Here is a 21,166-nt window from a genome sequence, read left to right as displayed (position 1 = left end):
TTACTCCCCGGCCCGCTCCTCCCAAATCTCCTTTAATAGCTCAGCGCGTCCGCTCCGATGCCGAGCAGGGTCAGCCCGCCGCCGCCGTCGAAGCTCCCGTCCTGGGTGTTCCCGTCGTTGACGAGGCCCGACGAGTTGCCGGACTGGACCGTCAGCCACTTCGAGGCTTCCACGATGTTGTCGAGGATGCGGATGTCCTCCGACCGGTTGCCGTGGTTGTCCGAGGCGACGTTCACCACCGTGGGATAGCTGTTGTTCGGGTCGAACTTGTTGTCGGCGATGACGCTGTCGTTGCCGCCCAGGACGTTGACCGCGCGCTTGGCGAGGTCGTAGACGTGGTTGCCGGAGACCGTGATGTCCTTGGCCTGGTAGTCGATGTCGCCGGGATAGACTTTGCCGGGCTGCGAGCTGTAGCCGCCGATGATGATGCCGTCGAGCACGTCGCTGATGTCGTTGTAGAGGATCTTGATATCTTCCGAGCCGGCCTTGACGGTGATGCCCGAACGGTTGCCGGCCTTGGTGGCGTCGCTGATGTCGTTGTAGGCGATCACGGCGTCCCGGACATAGACGTTGTCGATCCCCTCCTCCCGGCCGAAATTCTCGACGGTGTTGCCGGTCACCGCGACATACCGGGCCTGGGCCAGCTTGATGCCGTCGATGCTGGAGCCGCTGATATGGTTGTCCTCGATGACGATGTTGGTCGTCATGTTCTTCAGGTGGCTGCCGCTCTGGGTCAGCTTGATGCCCTCGGTCCCGCCCTGGATCGTGAAGCCCTTGATGACGAGATAATCCTCGCCGTAGGCGGAGATGCCGGGCTTGCCCGAGGACGCGATGATCTTCGCCGCACCCTGGCCGTCGGCCGAAACCAGCCAGACCGGCTTGCCCGCGGTTCCGCTCGCGTCGTCCAGCGACACGCTTCCCTTGTAGGTGCCGGACTTGACCATGACCGCGGTGCCGGGCGTCGCCTTGTCGACCGCCGCCTGGATGGTCTTGAACGGCGATGCTGAGGAGCCGTTGCCGCCGCCCGAGGCATTGTCGTCGACCCACAGCAGGTTGGTCGGCTTGGTGTTGCCGACGCCGGGAACGGCCGACTTGGCCAGGGAACTGAGCTTCAGGGGAGAATATGCCATGGAAGTCTCCTTAGCCTCGGATCGAAATCCGGGCATGCTGGCCGGCGCGAAGAATTATTTCGCTCCAGGTATAGTTGTGATCAGGCTGTGACCAAAAAGAGGATGAACAGACGACAGACTAGTGAGCGGGTACTTGCGTTGTTGTGCGTTTCATTTGCCGAATTCACAGACATCGTCATCAGGTGTCAAGGTACAAAGAAAATTTTACCCTCAATATATGCAAATGTATTAGGAGTTCTCGCGAATATGTATTATTCGAAACCGATGGAGCTGCGGTTCCGCCTTAGCCGATCGATAATTGGTTAATCACCCACCGGAGCGTTTTCCATAATCGGATAAGTCGAATGGGATTCCGGGGAACGGCCCGGAGCGGGCTTACCGATCTATCGGGGTGCCGTCGCGGTTCGCCGGTGCCGCGCCCGGCAAGGAACCGCCCCGGTTCCCCGGCAAGGAGGGGGCGGAGGGGTCCTGCCGGTCCGGCTGCGCCTGCGAGGTCAGCGGATCGACCCGGTACCGCGCACGCTCCTCTGGCGTGAACTCCGCCAGCCCCTCGGCCCGCAAGGCGCGCAGTTCGCCCAGGAGCGTCTTGAGGTCCGAGTCATGGGGCGTCACCGTCTCGACATGCAGGGCACCGGCGCGCTGGACCAGGACATGCCATCGGCCATCCTCGATCCGAAGGGAGACCGGCTGGCCCAGGACAGCGGCATGGGCCAGCACCCGGTCCAGGCCCGGCGACCAGAGGCGGAGCAGATTGACGGAATTGTCGCTCGTGCTTCCGCCGAAGCGGCTTCTGATCCGGGTCGCGCTCGAACTCACGACGGTGTCGGGAGCACCTCCGGATTGCAGCGGGACGACGTTCTCCGCCCGGGCGGCCCGCCACCATTCCGACCGCCAACCGGCGTCCGGCCCGGGCACCCAGACCTCGACGGCTCCGGTCCGGCCCGCGACGAGGACGCGGCCGTTCCCGTACCCCCCCATGACGGGACGCGGTCTCCCGAAGCGCACGGAAAGGCCCGTCCGGGCGAGACCCTGCTCCGGCCTGACGAAGGCGATCTCGGCGCCGTCCGAGAGACGCCAGCCCCGCATCCTGTCGGGCTGGTGGAGGACCGCAGTCGTGCCGTCGGTCAGCACCATCGCGGGTTCCTCGTCGGCGTGGCCCAGGGATCTCAGCAGGCGGCCGTCGGGGAGCGAGAGATGGTCCACCGCCCCGTCGCTCCGGACAACGACGATGCTCCCGGCATCCGGGGCCAGGGCCACGGCGCGCGGCATCGCCGGCCCGGTCCGCGGCACCGGCTCGACGGAGTCGCGGTCGGGGTCCCAGATCGCGACGCCCTGGGCGACGCCGACCAGGAGCGATCCGGACGGCAGCGGGATCAGGGTCGATCCCGGCTCGAAGGTCCGGGAAACCGCCGGCCAGGGAGAGCCACCCTTCCAGTGATGCGCGCGGCCTTCGAGCGTTATGGCGCTGGCCGTTCCGCCGGCGCCGGTGATCCAGGCATCCCGTATGTCCGACTCCTCCGCGGCGACCGATACCGATATGCCGAGCGTCTTCCGGTCCAGGCTCAGGATCTCCCCGTTGCTGCCCAGCGCCGGGATCGGACCCTCTCCGCCGGCATTCACGAGCTTGAAGATGTCCGGGACGTCATAGCCGCCGCCGCTGGCGACCCGGACACCGTCCCATGTCCGCGCGGCCGCGACATTGTTTCCGTCCGATCCGACCAGCGTTTCGCCGCCGTCCATGAAGGCCAGCGTGGTCATGCCGCCGAACCCGCCGACCGTCGTGACGGCCGGCCGCCCGGGGCGCGGGTCGAGGATCGCCGTCGCGTTCCGCTCCGGCGTCTCTCCGAACGCGCTCACGGCGACGATACCGTCTTCAGGGGAGAGGGCGATGGCCGCGATCCTGGCTTCGAAGACACCGAAGGACCAGAGTTCCCGCCTCTCGTCGAGATCGACGAGACCCGCCCGCCCGCTTTCCGTGCCGAAAGCCAGGGACTTCCCCGAAGCATCCATGGCGATCGCCGATATCCCGGCCTCGGGAAGGGCGACGTCGGATGGCTGTTCCGACCCGGCGTCCCAGACGCGGATCCGGTCCGCATTCCATCCGACGACGCGCCGACCGTCGTCGCTGACGAGAGTTCCGTCGGGCGCCCAGTCGGCCGCGTCGATGACCCAGGGCTCCCCTCCGGGAGGCGCGATCTCGACGGTCTCCGCGAACTGAAGCGCCGTGAATCCGCCGGAGGCGCTCAGCGCCATTCGGGCCGGATTGCGACCGCCGCTCGGCAGTATCGCCTGCGTGGTCCCTGATGCGGAACCGGCCCGGTACTCCAGGCCCGATCTGCTATCCCACCGGATCGAGACGGGTCCCGACTTTCCCGCGGCGATCACAAACGCCCTCGACTCGGGTATCCGAAGGCGGTTCTTCGGAGGAGTCAGGGCGTCCAACTCCCTCACCGCCACGACGCCGTGATTCATGACCAGGACGAGATCGGCGGTTCCCGCCGGCTGGGCCATCACGTCGACGCCGTGGAAGTCTTCGAAGACACCCAGCGCCTGTCCGGTGACGGCGTTCCAGGCGGCGGCGCCGTCGGTCCATCCGCCGGTAAGCAGCAGCTTGCCGCCGTCGGTGAACAGGAGGTCCTGTATCGCGCTCGTATGCGCCTCGATGACCACGGGTTCCGCCATCAGGCCGTCCGGCCGGACGGGGCCGAGGAAAACCTGGCCGCGGGCGTCGCCGACCGCGAGCGTTCCGCCGTCGGGCGAGAACCGCAGGGCGGTGATGAAAGCCGAGCGGGGCGCGGTCTTCCCCAGAACCCGCGGCTCCGGGCCGGCCACGTCGAGGACGGTGACGAGGCCGTATTCGGTCGCGGTCGCGACCCGGCGTCCGTCGGGCGACCATGCGACAGCCGTCACCCCGGCGTTGTGCCGGACCACCGCCTCGGCGCCCGCGGCGCCGATCCGCCAGAGCCGGAGGGTGCGGTCGTCCCCCGCGCTGGCGACGCGGTCTCCCGCCGGGTTCATCGCGACCGCGTTCACGTCCCCGCCATGCCCCTCGAACTCCGCGACCACTTCGCCGGTCGCGGTCTCGAAGACCCTGACCTTTCCCTCGGCCCAAGGCGTGGTCAACCGATTGCCGTCCGGGCTGAACGCGAGCGAGGGAAAGGCGTGGAACCGGAACGTCTCTTCCGGAGGCTCCGGGGTCTCCCAGACCAGCGACCGGCTCGCGGCGTCCCAGAGGGAAACGGACTGCCTGTCCAGCGAACCGGCCGCGACATGGCGCCCGTCCGGCGACAGCGCGAAGACCGCGTTGCCGTTCTTTTCGAGCAGCCAGTCTCCCCGTGCCGCCGGCCGGCTGGCGAGGATCTGCTCCAGCGCCCGGTGGGGCAGGGTGTCCCGCCAGGGGAGCGGATCGTCCACCCAGTCGGGAAAGGCCTCGGCGATCAGGTTCGCCGCCGCCCGGGTCTCCCCGGTGCCCAGTTCGCGGAGCGCGTCGTCGGCCAGCCGGTCGGAATAGCGGAGCGCCAGCTCCATCGCGTGGTTGCGCTCCTCCGACACCCTTTCGAAGGCCATGAAGCCCGCCGCCACGATGGCGCAGACCGTCGCGACCAGCGCGCCGGCCATGAGCCGGGCCCAGGTCCGCCGGCGCAGCCGCGCCTTCTCGCAGGCCGCCAGGAAGGCGTCCACCAGCGCCAGCCCGCCGCCGTGGCGGTCCGCCCAGGCCGCCGTCGCGTTGACCCGGGCGCGCCAGCGCTTCCTCTCCGCGGTCTCGGGAAGCAGCTTGCCCGGCTTGCCCGCCGACGGGGTCCTGTCCCACTCCTGCGCCGCCGAGAGCAGCAGCCGCCAGCTGTCGCCGTCGCGCCGCTCCTGCTCCAGCCAGCCGAGCCGGCGCCACTGTTCCGCCTCGCCGTCGTTCGCGTTCGGCGCCTCGCCGGCGATCGCCCGCCAGCGGCGGATCAGCGCCTCGTGCCCGATATCGATCTGGTGCTCGCCGGTAAGCTCCGGGACCTCGGCGGGCGACGGCACCAGGAAGGAACAGTCCGGGTCGCGGAACCGGTCGATCACGCGGCGCAGCGCGGCCGCCCGCGCCGGGTCGATGCCGCCGTCCGGGCCGGCGGCGGCGACCGCCTCCAGCTCGGCCACGGTGCGCCGCCGCCGGATCGCCCGGTTCTGCCGGTCGGTGTCGGTCAATTCCTTGAACAGGCGCTCGACCAGGATCGCGGCGGGGGCGCCAGTGGGTCCGTCGGCGGTCCAGCCCTCGATTTCCTTGCGGACCTCCTCGGCGTGGCGCGACAGCGCCTCCTCCAGCCCGCCGATCCGCCGGTAATCCTCCAGGGCGAGGTGGCGGACTCCGGGGCGCTCCCCGGCGATCGACCACAGCCGCATCAGGGCGTGCTGGAGGACCGGCAGGCGGTCGTTCTCCTCCCGGTCGAGCAGAAGCGTCTGGACCAGCCGCGGGTCGATCCCGGCGCCCGCCCGCTCGACCGGCCGGCGGATGATCGGGACCAGAGACTCGCGGTCGAGCTGGGGCACCAGGTATTGGGACGCGCTGACCGCCTCGGCCAGCCCCTGGAACCGGCCGCAGTCGCCGAAGAAGTCGGACCGCATGGTGACCAGCACGGTCAGCCTGCCGTCGGGATCGCCCGCCCCGCGCAGCAGGAGCTCGACGAAGGCGCGGGCCTCCTCGCGCCGGGCGGCGCGCTCCTCCCCCCCGGCCTCCTCGCCGAACCGGAACAGCTCCTCGAACTGGTCGACCACCAGCAGGACGCGCCCGGCCGCCGACGCGTCCGGGGCGAGGTCCAGCGCCCGGGCCAGGCCGTCGGACCTGCCGTTCAGCAGCGGCGCGATGCCCCAGCGCGCCAGGCCCAGCCGCTCCTGCCGGTCGGAGAAGCGGGCGATGCGCCGGTCGTCGGCCTCGCCGGCCGGCCCCGGCGGGGTGCCGCGGGTTTCCGGGTCGAGGCCGGCCAGGACCTCCGACAGCCGGCGGATCGGGGCGTTGCCGGGGCGGGTCTCGAACAGGTGCCAGGGCGGACCGAGAAGGGATGAGACGTGTTCCAGGCGCGGCAGCAGCCCCGCCTTGACCAGCGACGACTTGCCGCTTCCCGACGCGCCGACCACGGCGACGAACCGGGACTCGCGGACCAGCCGGTACAAGGCCGTGCTCTGGGCATCCCGGCCGAAGAACCAGTCGGCGTCCTGCTTCTGGAACGGCCGGAGGCCGGGGAACGGGCGCTCCGCCGAGCACCAGGGAACGGCGCCGCTCATCGTGCCGCTCCGTCGCGGACCTGCCGCACCAGCAGGCCCAGGGCTTCGGCCGCCCGGCGCGGGTCGTCGATCTCGGCCTCCTCCAGGTCGCCGTCGAAGAACCGGGCCTTGGCCGCCTCGGCATCGGCGCTTCCGGGTATCTTCACCAGCCACAGCGCGGGGGCGGGGCGCTTCCTCGCTCCCGGCGGGCGCGGGCGGCGCAGGGTCTTGAGCAGCGCGCGGACGGTCTCCGCGGGGCCGTCGCGCCAGCAAATGACCACGGACGCTATCCGCGGCAGGATCCCGGCCAGTTGGACGTCGATCGGGTCCGCGGAGTCGAAATCCGGGATCCTGGGCTTCAGGCCGTCCGCCTTCAGGCTGCGGGCAACCGCGACCGCCTCCGTCGCGTCCACCGGATCGGCCCACACGGCGAGCAGCCCGGGCTCGTCCTCCTCTTCCCCGGCGCTGCCGGATTCAGGGCCGTCGCCGGGCCGCAGCCGTGCCGTCAGGACCTGGATGAAGGTCAGCAGGTCGCCGTTCTCCGGCACGTCGCTGTCCCGCGGCGCGCAGAACCGGTTCAGCAGCGCCATGGCGTCCGGGCGGTGGACCGTCCGCCCGTCGCCATCGCGCAGCCCCGCGAAGGAAGGCAGCCAGAGGATGCGGCAGGGCGTTCCCGGCGGGGCCGCCTCGTCGACCCTGGAGCCCGACCATTCCAGCTGGCGGCGGACCAGGTGCCTGTGGGCCGTTCCGTCCGTTCCTTCGATATGCTCCTGCTCGCCGATCAGGTGGACCAGCGCCTCGGCGCGGTCGATGGTCTGCTGGGCCAGCAGCTTGGCCGCCGCGGGGTCGGGCAGCGGTTGCGGTTCCAGCGGCAGGGGCGTGAAGCCCCGGGCGGCCAGTTCGGCGACGACCCGCGCCCGCGCATCCGCCATGTCGGCGGCGGTCCAGGCCACGAAGACGACGGGACCGCCGGGCTTGGCGGCGGCTTCCGCAGGTGCCCGGCCGGCCGTTTCCCCGGCGGCTTGCGCCCGGGGCACCAGCCGGTTGATCGCGGTGACCAGTTCCCTGAGACGCTCCAGGTAAAGGCTCTTGGCTATGGTGCCGAACCAGTAGAAAGGCTGGTAATCGCCGGATTGCAGGTTTCCGCTGAAGAAGTCGAAGCCGGTCCGCCCGTCGAACTCGGCGGGCCACCGGTCCCGGGGAACATCGTGGATCCCGATCCTGATCAGGCATTCCCGGCCGGGCGGCGGGTTGGCGGTCCGGGCATGGAAGCGCTCCAGCTCCTTCCGGCACCAGTCGCGCTCGTAATATTCCGTGGAATGGACCGCCAGGAAGATATCGCAGCCGTCCACCCCTTGCTCGATGCGCCTCTGGAAATCCTGGGACCCGTCGATCTCGTACGCGTCGCGCCAGATTTTCAGGTCGCTGCGGCCCCAGGCCTTGAGGCCGTAGCTCAGCGCCTCGTGGAAATAGGAGATCCATCCATCCTCGTCCGTCCCTTTCGGAGGCAGGGTATCGTCGACCCGCGCGTAGCTGATGAAGACGGTTGGCATGGCCAACGAGAAATCCCTTTTAATGAATGGCTCTTTTGAAATTCCTTTGAACGGATTAGAGCGATGCCGGCAAAGCTGTCAATCCTGAACTTGAGACTCATTTTCCGTTTTAAGGTAAACGGAAAGTAAAACCGTGTGGTTCTCCTACCAGGATATTCAGTTCGCGAGCCTCTGACTTTCAGATGAGGGTGATGCTGTCCGTCGGACATGGATCAGGACGGTCGAAGCATGTTTTTTGTGCATCCACCAGAGATTTGCATCGCCATGCAGGCATGAAAGTTATGTTGGATGAAATACTGGAATTTAGGTATTGTTCCGGTTATCCCTTAAGTAATAATAAGAAGCTGAGATTACCCGTCAAATCCATTGGAACGTTATTTATTCGGCAAGGATTTGCTGCTGAAGATCCCGCCCGACGAACTCCGAAATGGGCGGCGCGCGGCTGATTTTCCCGCGGCGACGCCTCCTCTTGGTCGTCCTGTCCAGCGCCCGATCAGGAAGTACAGCGCATGTTTCAAATCCGCTCCATCGCCATGAGGCTGGTCGTCGCCATTTCGGCGACCGCCGCCGTCGCCTCCGGCGTTCTTTGCATCTTCGCGACGATGAAGCAGAACGAGGTCACCAGCCTCGCCCTGGAACGCGAGATGCGGCTTCAGTACGAAAGCGTGATCGCCGCCTTCGAGTACGAGGGCCGCACCGCCGCCGCGGTGGCCGCCGTGGTCGGCAATCTTCCCGATGTCCAGGCGGCCCTGGACGCGGACGACCGCGACGCGCTGGGTGCCACGCTGGCCCAGGCGCAGAAGGCGTCCAAGACCCTGGGCGTGGGTCCCTGGTCCTTCACCAAGCCGCCGGGGATCACGACCTACCGGGTCCACGATCCCAAGAGCTTCGGCGACGACGTCTCGCAGCGCCGGCGCACGGTGGCGCTGGTCAACCAGAGCGGGCGCGGCGTCACCGGGATCGAGCCCGGCCGCGACAATCTCGGCGTCTACAGCGTCGGTCCGGTCACCCGCGACGGCCGGTTCGTCGGCGCGATCGACATCGGCATCACCTTCGGCCCGGCCTTCGTCGACGGGATCAAGTCCCGGTTCGGCGTCGATTTCGCGGTCCACCGGATGCAGGGCGACGCCTTCGCCACGCTGGGCAGCAGCCTCGCCGGGAAGACCCTGGCGACCCCGGAGGAGCTGGCCGCGGCGCTCGGCGGCGCCGACATGCTGCGCCGGACCGAGCTGGACGGCCATCCGGTGGCGCTCTATCTCGGCCAGCTGAAGAATTTCGCGGGCGAGCCCGTCGCCGTCGTCGAGCTGGTCAAGAACATCTCCGGCTTCGTCGCGGTCGAGACCGGCACCCGCTGGTATCTCGGCACCGCCACCGCCGCCGTGCTGGTCGCCGCCGTCCTGATGGCGCTGATGGTCGGCCGGGGCCTGACCCGCCCGATCGAGCGGCTGCGCGAGGCGATGCGCCGCCTGTCCGCGGGCGACACCGCCGCCGAGATCCCCGGCCGCGACCGGCGCGACGAGCTGGGCACCATGGCCGAGGCGGTCGAGGTGTTCAAGGAATCCATGGTCGAGGCCGAGACCCTGCGCGGGCGCCAGGAAGCCGACCGCGCCGCCGCCGAGGCCGAGCGCCGGCGCGCCATGAACCGCCTCGCCGACAGCTTCGAGGAAAGCGTCCGGCACGTCATCGACGCCGTCTCCAGCGCCGCCGGCGACATGCGCGCCGCCGCCCAGTCCATGTCGGCCACGGCCGAGGAGACCCAGCGCCAGACGCTGGCCGTCAGCTCCGCGTCCGAGCAGACCTCGACCAACGTGCAGACCGTCGCCACCGCGGCCGAGGAGCTGTCCTCCTCGATCGGCGAGATCGCCCGGCAGACCTCCGACGCCTCCCAGGTGGCGCTGAAGGCCAGCGAGGAGGGCCGGGTGACCGACGCCATAGTGTCGGGCCTCACCGGCTCCGCCCAGCGGATCGGCGAGATCGTCCAGATGATCCAGCAGATCGCCTCCCAAACCAACCTGCTGGCGCTGAACGCGACCATCGAGGCGGCGCGGGCGGGAGAGGCCGGCAAGGGCTTCGCGGTCGTGGCGTCGGAGGTCAAGCAGCTCGCCACCCAGACCTCCAAGGCGACCGAGGACATCCAGGCCCAGGTCGGCGAGATCCAGTCCGAGACCGAGAAGGCCGCCGCCGCGGTCCGCGGCATCGCCGCCCGCATCCAGGAGCTGAACGGAATCACCGCCTCGGTCTCCAGCGCGGTCGAGGAGCAGGGCGCCGCCACGCAGGAGATCGCCCGCAACGTCCAGCAGGCGGCCCAGGGCACCCAGGAGGTCTCCTCCACCATCGGATCGGTCACCGCGGCCGCCAACGAGACCGGCAGCGCGGCTACCAAAGTCGTGGCGTCTGCCGACGAGCTTGCCGCCCAGTCCGCCCGGCTCAGCGCCGAGGCCCGCCAGTTCCTGGCGACCATCCGGGCCGCGTGAGCCCCGCCGGGACAGTCACGCGAACACTATCGAGGACCAGCAGAGACATGACCGAAGCACTACCCCGCCGCCGGTTCCTGATCGGCGCCGCGGCGGGAACCGCCGCCGTGACCACCGCGGGGGCCTTCGCGGCCCCCGACCAGGCCCTCGCCGCGCCGGAAGGCGCCCCGCAAGCCGCTCCCCGGGCACCCGCCCCGGCCACGGCGCCGGCGGCTTCCGCCCCGGAATACGTCCCGGAGCCGATGCAGGTCCTGACCGCCGCGGAAGCGGCCTTCATCGGGGCCGCCGCCGACGCCATCATCCCGGCCGACGACCTGTCGCCCTCTGGGTCGGACTGCGGCGTCGTGACCTATATCGACCGGCAGCTCGCCGGGGCCTACGGCGCCGGCGCCCGCCTGTACCGGTCCGGCCCGTTCAGCACCCCGCAGCCGGGGACCGGCAACCAGTCGCCCCTGGCCCCGCTGGAGTTCTTCCGGGCCGGCATCGCCGCCGCCAACACCTGGGTCAAGGCGACCTACGGCAAGGAACTGGACGGCCTGGACGGACCCCAGGTCGCGGAAGCCCTGAAGGCGATGGACGCGGGCAAGGCCGAGTTCGCCGCGATCGGGTCCAAGCCGTTCTTCAACGCGCTGCTCCAGATGGTGATGGAGGGCTTCTTCTCCGACCCGATGTATGGCGGCAACCGCGGCATGGCGTCGTGGCGGATGATCGGCTACCCGGGCCTGCCCGCGACCTACGCCGACAAGATCGAGACCTATCGCGGCAAGCGCTACGAGGCCGAGCCGCAGTCGATCGCGGACTTCTCGTAAGGCGCGCCGGCGATCTCGAAGTAAATCAAGGGTAGAGACAGAAGACATGGTCAAGAAACTGAAGGAAGTCGATGCCGTCCTGGTCGGCATGGGCTGGACCGGGAGCATCATGGCCCGGGAACTGAGCAGGGCCGGGCTGAGCGTCGTGGCGCTGGAACGCGGCGCCAGCCGCGTTCCCGGCGACGATTTCACCCTGCCCAACATCCGCGACGAACTGCGCTTCTCGGTCCGCCAGGAGCTGATGCAGGACCCCGCGCAGGAAACCGTCACCTTCCGGCATTCCGCGGACAAGACGGCGCTGCCGATGCGCCGGTTCGGCGCCTTCCTGCCGGGCGACGGCGTCGGCGGCATGGGCACGCACTGGAACGCGCAGACCTACCGGTTCCTGCCCAGCGACCACACCCTGCGCAGCCACCTGACGGAGCGCTACGGCAGGAAGAAGATCCCCGACGACATGCTGATCGCCGACTGGGGCGTCACCTACGACGAACTGGAAGGCCACTACGACCGGTTCGAGAAGCTGTGCGGCCTGTCGGGCAAGGCCGGCAACATCCGGGGCAAGATCCATCCCGGCGGCAACCCCTACGAGGGCTGGCGCAGCGCCGAATATCCGAACAAGCCGCTCAAGCCCTCGCTGGCCGGCGTGATGTTCGGCGAGGCGGCGTCCGGCCTGGGCTACCATCCGTTCCCGGCCCCGGCGGGCAACATGAGCGCGCCCTACGTCAACCCGGAAGGCGTCCGGCTCGGCGCCTGCCAGTATTGCGGCCATTGCGAGCGGTTCGGCTGCGAGGCCAACGCCAAGTCGAGCCCCAACACCACGCTGCTTCCCGTGCTCGCCAAGGAGGCCAAGGTCGAGATCCGCGACCGCTGCTACGCCAGCCGGCTGGTCTACGACAAGTCGGGCAGGAAGGTCACCGCCGTCGTCTATGTCGATCTGCGCACCGGCGAGGAGATCGAGCAGCCGGCCGGCATCGTCGTGCTGTCCGCCTGGGTGTTCGGCAATACCCACATGATGCTGCATTCCGGCATCGGCCGGCCCTACGACCCGCGGACCGGCAAGGGCGTGGTCGGGCGCAACTACTGCCACCAGATCCAATCCGCGGTCGGCGTCTTCTTCCAGGACAAGGAACTGAACCCCTTCATGGGCGCCGGCTCGCTCGGCATGGTGATCGACGACTTCAACGGCGACAATTTCGACCACAGGGACCTGGACTTCCTGGGCGGCGGCTACATCGCGCTGAACTCGACCAACGGCCGCCCGATCCTGAACCGGCCGGTGCCGCCGGGCACGCCGCGCTGGGGATCGGAGTGGAAGCAGGCGACCGCGCAGTGGTACCGGCGCGCCGCCAGCATGAACTGCCAGGGCTCCAACTATGCCAGCCGGGGCAATTACCTGGACCTGGACCCGACCTACAGGGACGTCCTGGGCCGGCCGCTGATCCGGATGACCTACAACCTGACCGACAACGACCGGAAGATGTCGGCCTTCCTGACGGAGAAGGGCGCCGGCATCGCCAAGGCGATGGGCGCCACCCACATCGCTGCCAACCCGCGCAAGGGCGACTTCGACGTGGTGCCCTACCAGTCCAGCCACAACACCGGCGGCACGCCGATGGGGACCGATCCCTCGACCAGCGCGGTCAACCGGTATCTCCAATCCTGGGATGCCCACAACCTGTTCGTCCTGGGCGCCTCGGTGTTCCCGCAGAACGCCGGCTACAACCCGACCGGCGCGGTCGGCGCGCTGTCCTATTGGGCGGCCGACGCCGTGGTCAACAAGTACCTGAAGAACCCCACGCACCTGATGAAGGCCTGAGGACATGAGAGCTGTTCTGATAGCGGCGGCCGGCCTCCTGGCCGCCGCTCCGGCCGCCCGGGCGGGTGACGAAGCCCGCGGCGCGGAGGTCTACGAGAGCTGCGCCGCCTGCCACGGCGACAAGGGCGTCGGGACCGACAGCGGCCCGGCGCTGGTGGGGGTCGTCGGCCGCAAGGCCGCATCCGCCGACGGCTTCCGCTATTCCCCGGCGATGAAGCGGAGCGGCATCACCTGGGACGCCGCCGCCCTCGACCAGTTCATCGCCGACCCGCAGGGCAAGGTGAAGGGCAACCGCATGCCCTTCGACGGCGTCGCCGACGCGGCGGACCGGGACGCGCTGGTGGCTTATCTCCAGGGCCTGAAATAGACGGCCGGAAGGGGCGGTATCCGACGGGCGGAAGTCCGGCGGGTGCCGCCCTGTATCCCGATGGGAGCAAATTAAGTAAAAAAGGCAAAACCCCAACTAAAATATCTGTAACCCGTGCAAAAAAGTAACGATTAGCTGCAGGGACTGTCCCATTCGTATAATTGTTCAAGGCGATGATGTGGCGGATATTGCGGCCGTTCCATCCGCCGCGACGTGCCCTTTCCGACTGGCCTGCGACGGATGTTGTTCGTAGCGCCACGAAAGGCACTCTTCCAATGAGTAGGTCCACTCAAACAGTCGGCCAAGGGCTGATCTGGATCGCCGTCACCCTGGCGATGACGGTCGCTTTCGGCTTGATCGCCCTGAACCGGGGCGAGACCATCAACGCCCTCTGGATCGTCGTCGCGGCCGTCTGCGTCGCCCTCCTGTCCTACCGGTTCTACAGCCTGTTCATCGCCCGGACCGTCCTGGGGCTCGATCCCCGGCGCAGGACGCCCGCGGTCCGGTACAATGACGGCCTGGACTATGTGCCGACCAACAAGTACGTGCTGTTCGGCCATCATTTCGCGGCCATCGCGGGGGCCGGGCCGCTGGTCGGCCCCGTCCTGGCGGCCCAGCTCGGATATCTGCCGGGAACGCTGTGGATCCTGGTCGGCGTCGTGTTCGCCGGCGCGGTCCAGGACTTCATCGTCCTGTTCGTCTCGATGCGCCGCGACGGCCGCTCGCTGGGCGACATGATCCGCAGCGAGATGGGGCAGGTGGCCGGCGTGATCGCCATGTTCGGCGTTCTGCTGATCATGATCATCCTGCTGGCCGTGCTGGCGCTGGTGGTGGTCAAGGCTCTGGCCCACAGCCCGTGGGGCAGCTTCACCGTCTTCGCCACCATCCCTATCGCCATGCTGATGGGCGTCTATACCCGGTTCCTGCGGCCGGGCCGGATCGGCGAGATGTCGGTGATCGGCTTCGCCGCCCTGATCGGCGCGATATATTTCGGCCAGGTCGTGAGCGAGAGCCCGACGCTGGCCCCGATGTTCACCTTCAGCGGCGAGACGCTCGCCCTCACCATCATCGGCTACGGCTTCGTCGCCTCCGTGCTGCCGGTCTGGCTGCTGCTGGCGCCGCGCGACTATCTCTCCACCTTCCTCAAGATCGGCACCATCATCGGCCTGGCGCTCGGCATCCTGTTCGTCATGCCGGAGCTGAAGATGCCGGCGGTCAGCCGCTTCGTGGACGGCACCGGGCCGGTATTCTCCGGCGCGCTGTTCCCGTTCCTGTTCATCACCATCGCCTGCGGCGCGGTGTCGGGCTTCCATTCGCTGATCGCCTCGGGCACGACGCCCAAGATGGTCGAGAGCGAGGACCAGGCCCGGCTGATCGGCTACGGCTCCATGCTGATGGAGAGCTTCGTCGCGATCATGGCCCTGATCGCCGCCTGCGTGCTGGAGCCCGGCCTCTATTTCGCGATGAACAGCCCGGCCAGCCTGATCGGCACCACGCCGGAGCAGGCGGCCCAGGTCATCGGCTCCTGGGGCTTCGTGATCACTCCCGAGATGCTCGCCCAGACGGCGCAGGACGTCGGCGAGGGCACGATCCTGTCGCGCGCCGGGGGCGCCCCGACGCTGGCGGTCGGCATGGCCCATATCCTGTCCTCGGCGATCGGCGGCAAGGCGCTGATGGCCTTCTGGTATCACTTCGCGATCCTGTTCGAGGCCTTGTTCATCCTGACCACGGTCGATGCCGGCACGCGGGTGTGCCGCTTCATGATCCAGGACCTGCTCGGCACCTTCGTCCCGGCGATGAAGCGCACCGAGTCCTGGGGCGCCAACGTGGTCGCCACGGGGCTGGCGGTCACCGCCTGGGGCTATTTCCTGTACCAGGGCGTGGTCGATCCGCTGGGCGGCATCAACACGCTGTGGCCGCTGTTCGGCATCTCCAACCAGATGCTGGCGGCCATCGCGCTGATCCTGTGCACGGTCGTGCTGTTCAAGATGAAGCGGCAGCGCTACGCCTGGGTCACCCTGGTGCCGACCGCCTGGCTGCTGATCTGCACCCTGACCGCCGGCTGGCAGAAGCTGTTCCACCCCAACCCGGCGATCGGCTTCCTGGCCCACGCCTCGAAGTTCGGCGACGCGCTGGCGTCGGGCCAGATCCTGGCCCCGGCCAAGACGGTCGAGGAGATGAACCGGATCATCTTCAACGACTATGTGGACGCCGTCCTGTGCGGCCTGTTCATCGCGGTGGTGCTGGCCATGGTGGTCTACGGCATCGACGCGGTCCGCAAGGCGCTGGCCACGCCCTACGCCACGGCCCGCGAGGTGGGCGAGGCCCCGGCCGCCGGCTACGCCGCGGAGGGGGCGGGCAATGCATGAGCTCAGGTCGTTCCTCGGCCGGTTGAGGGAGACCGGCCGGCTGATGGTCGGGATCCCCTGCTACGACACCTACGTGGCGCACCGGCTCGCCAACCATCCGGACGAGCCGGTGATGACCTACGAGGAGTTCTTCCGCGACCGGCAGGACACCCGCTACGGCGCCAAGGGCGGCGGCATGAACCGCTGCTGCTGAGCGGCCGCGGAGGCGGGAACGGAAAGGGGGCGCCGGCCGAAGCCGGCGCCCCCTTTCGCCGTCCGGGACCCGCCCCGCGCCGGCCGGCCCCCGTTAGCCGACCCCCGTCGGCCGGCCACCGTCAGCCGATGGCGAAGAAGGCGTTCGGGTTCTGCTGGATGTCCTCGGCCGACACGTTCATCAGGGTGATGGTGTCGCCGTTGCCCAGGTCGACCACGGCGTTGCCGCCGACGTCGGTCACGCGGGCCGCCAGATCGCCGGCGCTCGACACGCTGAGGCCGTTGATGTTGCGCGAGACCAGCAGGAGGTCCACGCCCTGCTGGAAGTCCATCACCACGTCCTGGCCGCCGCCGCCGCGGAAGGCGAAGGTGTCGGCCCCGGCCCCGCCGGTCAGGATGTCGTTGCCGAAGCCGCCGCGCAGCACGTCGTCGCCGCTGCCGCCGAACATGATGTCGTCGCCGTTGCCGCCGGCCAGCACGTCGTCGCCGCTACCGCCGTTCAGGATATCGTTGCCGTTGTCGCCCCTGAGATAGTCGTTGCCGGACCCGCCGTTCAGGATGTCGTCGTGGCCGCCGCCCAGCAGCGTGTCGTCGCCCGACCCGCCGTTCAGCACGTCCTTGCCGCTGCCGCCGTCCAGGATGTCGTTGCCGCTGCCGCCGTCGAGCCGGTCGTGCCCGTGCTCGCCTTTCAGCAGGTCGTCGCCCGAGCCGCCGACGATGGTGTCGTCGGAGGTGCCGCCCAGCAGCGTGTCGCTGCCGCTGCCGCCCAGCAGCGTGTCGGACCGCGCGCCGCCGTCCAGGTAATCGTCGCCGGTCCCGCCGTCGAGCACGTCCTCGCCCCAGTTGCCGAACAGCATGTCGTCACCGCCGCCGCCGACCAAAAGGTCGTGGCGACCGCCACCCGTCAGGAAATCCGAATCGCTGGTGCCGTATTGAGTGTCGTAGGACCCGCCTGGAAGTGTTGCCATGAATAGCCTCGCGCCAAGTTCGCTGTTGCCATCGATCTTCTTGGGCGCGAATTTGTATTACCCATATAGATTTATCAAGCGCACGGCCGGTTCGTGCCCCATTTGTCACAAAATGCCGAATAATACCTTGATATTCGGTCCAAATCGGTGTTTCCCGCAACCGATCAGCGCCTGCCGCCCGCGACCGCCCGGGCTGCGGGATCGGCCCGCAGCCTCAGCATCGCCAGGATCCCGAGGAAGGGACCGACGGCGAGCACCGCGAAGGCATAGGTCCAGCCGACCGCGTCCACCGCGAACGGCATCAGGTGGATGCTGGCGAGCGTCAGCAGGAACCCGGCGCAGGTCTGTATGGTCAGCATGGTGCCGACCAGCGACCGGTCGCTCAGTTCGGCCACGGTCGCCGAGAACTGGCCGCTGTCGGCGATGATGCTGATGCCCCAGACGATGCCGACGGCCAGCAGCAGGACGGGCGGGCCGTCGAACAGCAGGCCGATGGTGAGCGCGCAGGTTCCGCTGATCGCCATGGAGACCGAGGTGACCAGGGTGCGCCCCCAGCGGTCGGCCAGCCAGCCGCCGGCCAGCGCTCCCGCGGCCCCGGAGCCGACGACGGCGAAGGTCGCCAGCTTGGCCTCGGTCGAGGAGTCCCCGCCCAGCGTCAGCGCGAAGCTGGCATGGACGAAGGCGCCGAACCAGGCCCACATGGCGTAGAGTTCCCACATGTGGCCGAGATAGCCCAGGTTGGCCAGCCGCAGCGGCCGGTTGCGCCACGCCTCCAGCGCGTTGCCGAGCCGCAGCGGCGGCGCCTTGGCGAGGTTCGGCCCGACCTGGACGAACGTGATCAGGACCGCCGCCAGCAGGGCCGCGGCCGAGGCGGCGACATAGGGCACACGCCAGTCCACCCCGCCGAACGCCGCCAGCAGGTGGGGCGAGGCCGATCCCAGGGTGAGCGCCGCGATCAGCAGGCCGATCAGCAGCCCCAGGTCCCGTTTCGCCCAGGTGGTGGCGATCTTCATCCCGACGGGATAGACGCCGGCCATGCACATGCCGGTCACGAACCGCAGCACCGGCAGCAGCGCGTCGGTCGGGTCGAGGGCGAGGATCGCGGCGTTGGCGGCCGCGGCGACCAGCGCCGACGCGCGGAACAGGTGCCGCAGGTCCATCCGGTCCGCCAGGCTGAGCAGCGCGCTGCCGAGCGTGCCGGCGACGAATCCCGCCTGGACGCTGCTGGTCAGCAAGGCCTCGCGGAACGGTCCCAGCTCCCATTCCGCCTTGATGCCGGCGAGCGACGCCGTCGTGGCGAACCAGACCGACATGGCGGCCACCTCCGCGACCAGGAGCAGGGCGAGGGAGAGGGTCCGCCCCGCGGGACGGACGGCGATGCTTTTTCTTGTGACTCGGGCGCCGGGATCGGTCATGCCGGTTCTGTCTGCTGCCGTTGGTCTCCTTCAGGCTCGGTTGACACCCGAATATTTGTCAAACAAATAAGCGGGCGGCGTTCGATCCCGTCCCGAATGCCTGACACGAGCGTTGCGGCGGGGCGCCGGCTGAGACACCCGTCCGGATAACCAACCAAGGGGAGAAACCGCCCATGACCGAGAACGCTTCCCAAGCCTCCTTCAGGGTCCTGGTCGCCGACCAGGCCGACGGCAAGGTGCGTGTCGGCCTGACGCGCTGGACGGACGCCGACCTGCCGGAGGCCGACGTCACCGTCGCCGTCGCCTGGTCCAGCTTCAACTACAAGGACGGGCTGGCGCTGACCGGCAAGGGGCGCATCCTGCGCAGGTTCCCCATGGTGCCCGGCATCGACTTCGCCGGCACGGTGATCCGGTCAGACTCGCCCGACTACAAGCCCGGCGACGCGGTGGTCCTGACCGGCTGGGGCGTCGGCGAATCCTGGTCCGGCGGCTTCGCCGAACGGGCGCGCGTCAAGTCGGAATGGCTGGTCCCCTTGCCGGAAGGACTGACCGCCCGCCACGCCATGGCGGTCGGCACGGCCGGGTTCACCGCGATGCTGGCGGTCATGGCGCTGGAGCGGCACGGCCTCGACCGGAGCCGCGAGATCCTGGTGACGGGGGCGGCGGGCGGCGTCGGCAGCGTCGCGGTGCGGCTGCTCGCCGGCAACGGCTACAAAGTGGCGGCCTCGACCGGCCGGCCGGAGCAGGCCGATTACCTGAAGTCCCTCGGCGCGTCGGTGATCGTGGACCGCAATGAGCTGGCGCAGCCGTCCAAGCCGCTGACTTCCGAGCGCTGGGGCGGCGCCGTCGATACCGTCGGCGGAACCACGCTCGCCAGTGTTCTGGCGGGAGTCGCCTATGGCGGCGCCGTCGCCGCCTGCGGCCTCGCCGGGGGCGCGGACCTGCCGACCACCGTGATGCCCTTCATCCTGCGCGGCGTGTCGCTGCTCGGCATCGATTCGGTCAACTGCCCGAAGCCGCGGCGCCAGGAGGCCTGGACCCGCATCGCCCGCGAATTGCCGCAGGAGACGCTGGACGCGGTCACCACCGAGGTCGCGCTGGAGGACCTGCCCCGGGTGGCCGACGACATCCTCAAGGGCCAGGTCCGCGGCCGCACCGTGGTGAGGATCGGCGGCTGAGGGGGATAGGTCATAGGGTCGCGGGTGCCGGCCGGCGCTTGCGCAAGGTTGCGGGCGCATGCAGAGAGGGGCTGTTCCATCCCACGGGATACCCGCCCCGATGCCTGCCTCAGACAGCCTGTACCACCGTCTCTTCTCGCACCCGCTGATGGTCGAGCAGCTGATCCGCGGCTTCGTGCCGGAGGACGTCGCCGCCGGGCTGGACTTCACCCGCATGGAGCGGGTCAACGCCAAGTTCCACGCCCGCGACGGCCGGCGGCGCGAGGGCGACCTGATATGGCGCGTGCCGACCCTGTCGGGCGAGGTCGTCCACATCTACCTGATGCTGGAGTTCCAGTCGCGCTCCGACTGGTGGATGGCGATCCGGGTCATGGTCTATGTCGGCCTGCTGTGGCAGCAGCTCATCCGGGAGCTGAAGCTGCCGCCCGGCTCGCCCCTGCCGCCGGTGCTGCCGGTGGTGCTCTACAATGGCGAGGCCCCGTGGAACGCGCCGCTCGACACCGCCGGCCTGATGGGCCTGGCGCCGGACGCGGCGCTCTGGCCTTGGCAGCCGGGCATCCGCTATCATCTCATCGACGAGGGCAGGCTCGGCGCCGAGGACCTCGCCCGGAGGGACGGCCTGGTGGCGCTGCTGTTCCGGATCGAGACCTGCACCCGGCCCACCGAGCTGCCCGGACTGGTCCGGGAGGTGATCGGCTGGTTCCGGGGGCATCCGGACCATGAGTCGCTGAAGCTGGCCTTCGGCGAGGTGGTGGCGCAGGCTGCGGCGGCATTGGTTGGCGGGGACGGGCCGGTGGCGGTCCCGTCTGGACTTGGGGAGGTTCAGGGCATGTTGTCGGAGCGGATCAAGATCTGGGAGCGCGAACTGCGGGCAGAAGGCAGGGCCGAAGCTTTGGCCGAGGGCATGACCGCGGGCAGGGTGGAAATGCTGTCGCGCCAGCTCAAGCGCCGGTTCGGCGACCTGCCGGCCGACGTGGACCGCCTGATCGCCTCGGCGACCATCGACCAGCTCGACGCCTATATGGATCGCCTGATGGAAGCCCGGTCGCTCGCCGACGTCTTCCCCGATCTCCGGCCCGGCTGAGGCGCCGGCCGGGAGCGGATCGGTCCAGCATGTCGGCACACTGGCGTCCCATGAGTCCGGCGGACCTGCCCACGGTCGAGCGGATCGCCGAGATCGTCCACCCCGGTTACCCGGAGTCCCCCGAGGTGCCGGCCGAGCGACTGGCGCTGTTCCCCGCCGGCTGTCTGATCGCGCAGGACGGGCACGGGAGCGTGCTCGGCTACGCCGTCAGCCATCCAGGCACGCTGGGGCGTCCGCCGGCGCTCGACAGCCTGCTCGGCGGGCTGCCCCCCGATGCCGACTGCCTCTACCTCCATGACGTGGCCCTGCTGCCGGAGGCGCGTGGGCTCGGGCTGGGGGAGTCGCTGGTCGATATCCTCCGCGCCCTCGCCGGGCGCCGGGGCCTGCCGGCGCTGGCCCTGACCGCCGTCAACCGGTCGGCGCCCTATTGGCGCCGGCGCGGCTTCGCGGTCCATCCCGGCGACGCGGCGCTGGCCACCAAGCTGGCGTCCTACGGCGATGATGCGGCCTATATGGTGATTACGCTGGACCGGTCTGTCCAATCTGCCTAGCCTCCCCGGACCGCACGGGAGG

Annotated in this window: 14 protein-coding genes; 9 read left to right on the top strand and 5 right to left on the bottom strand. The window is 69.2% G+C overall.

Features of this window, described 5'->3' with window-relative positions; genetic code table 11:
- Positions 1–32: 32 nt before the first annotated feature.
- The 3 genes from JL101_RS26550 to JL101_RS26540 form a co-directional block, all read right to left on the bottom strand.
- Positions 33–1,130, bottom strand: a complete 1,098-nt coding sequence (locus JL101_RS26550) for a right-handed parallel beta-helix repeat-containing protein (RefSeq protein WP_203098252.1) — start codon at positions 1,128–1,130, stop codon at positions 33–35.
- Positions 1,131–1,505: 375 nt separating this feature from the next.
- The gene (locus JL101_RS26545) at positions 1,506–6,389 is read right to left on the bottom strand and encodes an nSTAND1 domain-containing NTPase (RefSeq protein WP_203098253.1); all 4,884 of its coding nucleotides are present in this window, start codon (positions 6,387–6,389) and stop codon (positions 1,506–1,508) included.
- Positions 6,386–7,921, bottom strand: coding sequence for a toll/interleukin-1 receptor domain-containing protein (locus tag JL101_RS26540; protein WP_203098254.1), 1,536 nt, complete (start codon positions 7,919–7,921; stop codon positions 6,386–6,388). The genes JL101_RS26545 and JL101_RS26540 overlap by 4 nt, the downstream gene beginning before the upstream one ends.
- A gap of 509 nt (positions 7,922–8,430) precedes the next feature.
- Here JL101_RS26540 and JL101_RS26535 point away from each other — a divergent pair.
- From JL101_RS26535 to JL101_RS26510, 6 genes are all read left to right on the top strand, one after another.
- A complete protein-coding gene (locus JL101_RS26535; protein WP_203098255.1) occupies positions 8,431–10,395 on the top strand; it encodes a methyl-accepting chemotaxis protein in 1,965 nt (654 codons plus the stop codon).
- 47 nt (positions 10,396–10,442) lie between these two features.
- Complete coding sequence (locus tag JL101_RS26530; protein WP_203098256.1) at positions 10,443–11,204, top strand: gluconate 2-dehydrogenase subunit 3 family protein; 762 nt, start codon at positions 10,443–10,445, stop codon at positions 11,202–11,204.
- A gap of 46 nt (positions 11,205–11,250) precedes the next feature.
- Positions 11,251–13,020 carry a GMC family oxidoreductase gene (locus JL101_RS26525; RefSeq protein WP_203098257.1) on the top strand — a complete coding sequence of 590 codons (1,770 nt, stop codon included), beginning with the start codon at positions 11,251–11,253 and terminating at the stop codon, positions 13,018–13,020.
- Positions 13,021–13,024: 4 nt separating this feature from the next.
- Entirely contained in the window at positions 13,025–13,387 is a 363-nt protein-coding gene (locus JL101_RS26520) for a c-type cytochrome (RefSeq protein WP_203098258.1), read from the top strand.
- Between the two features lie 275 nt (positions 13,388–13,662).
- Complete coding sequence (locus JL101_RS26515) at positions 13,663–15,756, top strand: carbon starvation CstA family protein (RefSeq protein WP_323374698.1); 2,094 nt, start codon at positions 13,663–13,665, stop codon at positions 15,754–15,756.
- A complete protein-coding gene (locus JL101_RS26510; RefSeq protein ID WP_203098259.1) occupies positions 15,749–15,949 on the top strand; it encodes a YbdD/YjiX family protein in 201 nt (66 codons plus the stop codon). Before JL101_RS26515 ends, JL101_RS26510 begins: the two co-directional genes overlap by 8 nt.
- A gap of 121 nt (positions 15,950–16,070) precedes the next feature.
- Here the strand turns inward: JL101_RS26510 and JL101_RS26505 are convergent, their stop codons facing one another.
- Together JL101_RS26505 and JL101_RS26500 are read right to left on the bottom strand one after the other, a co-directional pair.
- The gene (locus JL101_RS26505; RefSeq protein WP_203098260.1) at positions 16,071–16,916 is read right to left on the bottom strand and encodes a calcium-binding protein; all 846 of its coding nucleotides are present in this window, start codon (positions 16,914–16,916) and stop codon (positions 16,071–16,073) included.
- A 164-nt stretch (positions 16,917–17,080) separates the two neighbouring features.
- Positions 17,081–18,331: an MFS transporter gene (locus tag JL101_RS26500; protein WP_203098261.1), complete on the bottom strand. Its 1,251-nt coding sequence runs from the start codon at positions 18,329–18,331 to the stop codon at positions 17,081–17,083.
- Between the two features lie 173 nt (positions 18,332–18,504).
- Here JL101_RS26500 and acuI point away from each other — a divergent pair, with 173 nt between their 5' ends.
- The 3 genes from acuI (at position 18,505) to JL101_RS26485 (ending at position 21,144) form a co-directional block, all read left to right on the top strand.
- Positions 18,505–19,509: an acrylyl-CoA reductase (NADPH) gene (acuI, locus tag JL101_RS26495; RefSeq protein ID WP_203098262.1), complete on the top strand. Its 1,005-nt coding sequence runs from the start codon at positions 18,505–18,507 to the stop codon at positions 19,507–19,509.
- A gap of 100 nt (positions 19,510–19,609) precedes the next feature.
- A complete protein-coding gene (locus JL101_RS26490) occupies positions 19,610–20,593 on the top strand; it encodes an Rpn family recombination-promoting nuclease/putative transposase (RefSeq protein ID WP_203098263.1) in 984 nt (327 codons plus the stop codon).
- A 29-nt stretch (positions 20,594–20,622) separates the two neighbouring features.
- A complete protein-coding gene (locus tag JL101_RS26485; protein WP_203098264.1) occupies positions 20,623–21,144 on the top strand; it encodes a GNAT family N-acetyltransferase in 522 nt (173 codons plus the stop codon).
- Positions 21,145–21,166: the final 22 nt, after the last annotated feature.

It is taken from the genome of Skermanella rosea (genome assembly GCF_016806835.2).
GTDB classification, from domain to species: domain Bacteria; phylum Pseudomonadota; class Alphaproteobacteria; order Azospirillales; family Azospirillaceae; genus Skermanella; species Skermanella rosea.
Note: the sequence above shows the minus strand (reverse complement) of the source record. Positions and strands in the feature narration are given on the sequence as shown.

Excerpts from the sequence above, each read along its gene's own strand:
- JL101_RS26510 (WP_203098259.1), top strand. The coding sequence starts at position 15,749 with ATGCATGAGCTCAGGTCGTTCCTCGGCCGGTTGAGGGAGACCGGCCGG.
- JL101_RS26530 (WP_203098256.1), top strand. The coding sequence starts at position 10,443 with ATGACCGAAGCACTACCCCGCCGCCGGTTCCTGATCGGCGCCGCGGCG.
- JL101_RS26520 (WP_203098258.1), top strand. The coding sequence starts at position 13,025 with ATGAGAGCTGTTCTGATAGCGGCGGCCGGCCTCCTGGCCGCCGCTCCG.
- JL101_RS26545 (WP_203098253.1), bottom strand. The coding sequence starts at position 6,389 with ATGAGCGGCGCCGTTCCCTGGTGCTCGGCGGAGCGCCCGTTCCCCGGC.
- acuI (WP_203098262.1), top strand. The coding sequence starts at position 18,505 with ATGACCGAGAACGCTTCCCAAGCCTCCTTCAGGGTCCTGGTCGCCGAC.
- JL101_RS26550 (WP_203098252.1), bottom strand. The coding sequence starts at position 1,130 with ATGGCATATTCTCCCCTGAAGCTCAGTTCCCTGGCCAAGTCGGCCGTT.
- JL101_RS26540 (WP_203098254.1), bottom strand. The coding sequence starts at position 7,921 with ATGCCAACCGTCTTCATCAGCTACGCGCGGGTCGACGATACCCTGCCT.
- JL101_RS26525 (WP_203098257.1), top strand. The coding sequence starts at position 11,251 with ATGGTCAAGAAACTGAAGGAAGTCGATGCCGTCCTGGTCGGCATGGGC.
- JL101_RS26485 (WP_203098264.1), top strand. The coding sequence starts at position 20,623 with ATGTCGGCACACTGGCGTCCCATGAGTCCGGCGGACCTGCCCACGGTC.
- JL101_RS26535 (WP_203098255.1), top strand. The coding sequence starts at position 8,431 with ATGTTTCAAATCCGCTCCATCGCCATGAGGCTGGTCGTCGCCATTTCG.
- JL101_RS26505 (WP_203098260.1), bottom strand. The coding sequence starts at position 16,916 with ATGGCAACACTTCCAGGCGGGTCCTACGACACTCAATACGGCACCAGC.
- JL101_RS26490 (WP_203098263.1), top strand. The coding sequence starts at position 19,610 with ATGCCTGCCTCAGACAGCCTGTACCACCGTCTCTTCTCGCACCCGCTG.
- JL101_RS26515 (WP_323374698.1), top strand. The coding sequence starts at position 13,663 with ATGAGTAGGTCCACTCAAACAGTCGGCCAAGGGCTGATCTGGATCGCC.
- JL101_RS26500 (WP_203098261.1), bottom strand. The coding sequence starts at position 18,331 with ATGACCGATCCCGGCGCCCGAGTCACAAGAAAAAGCATCGCCGTCCGT.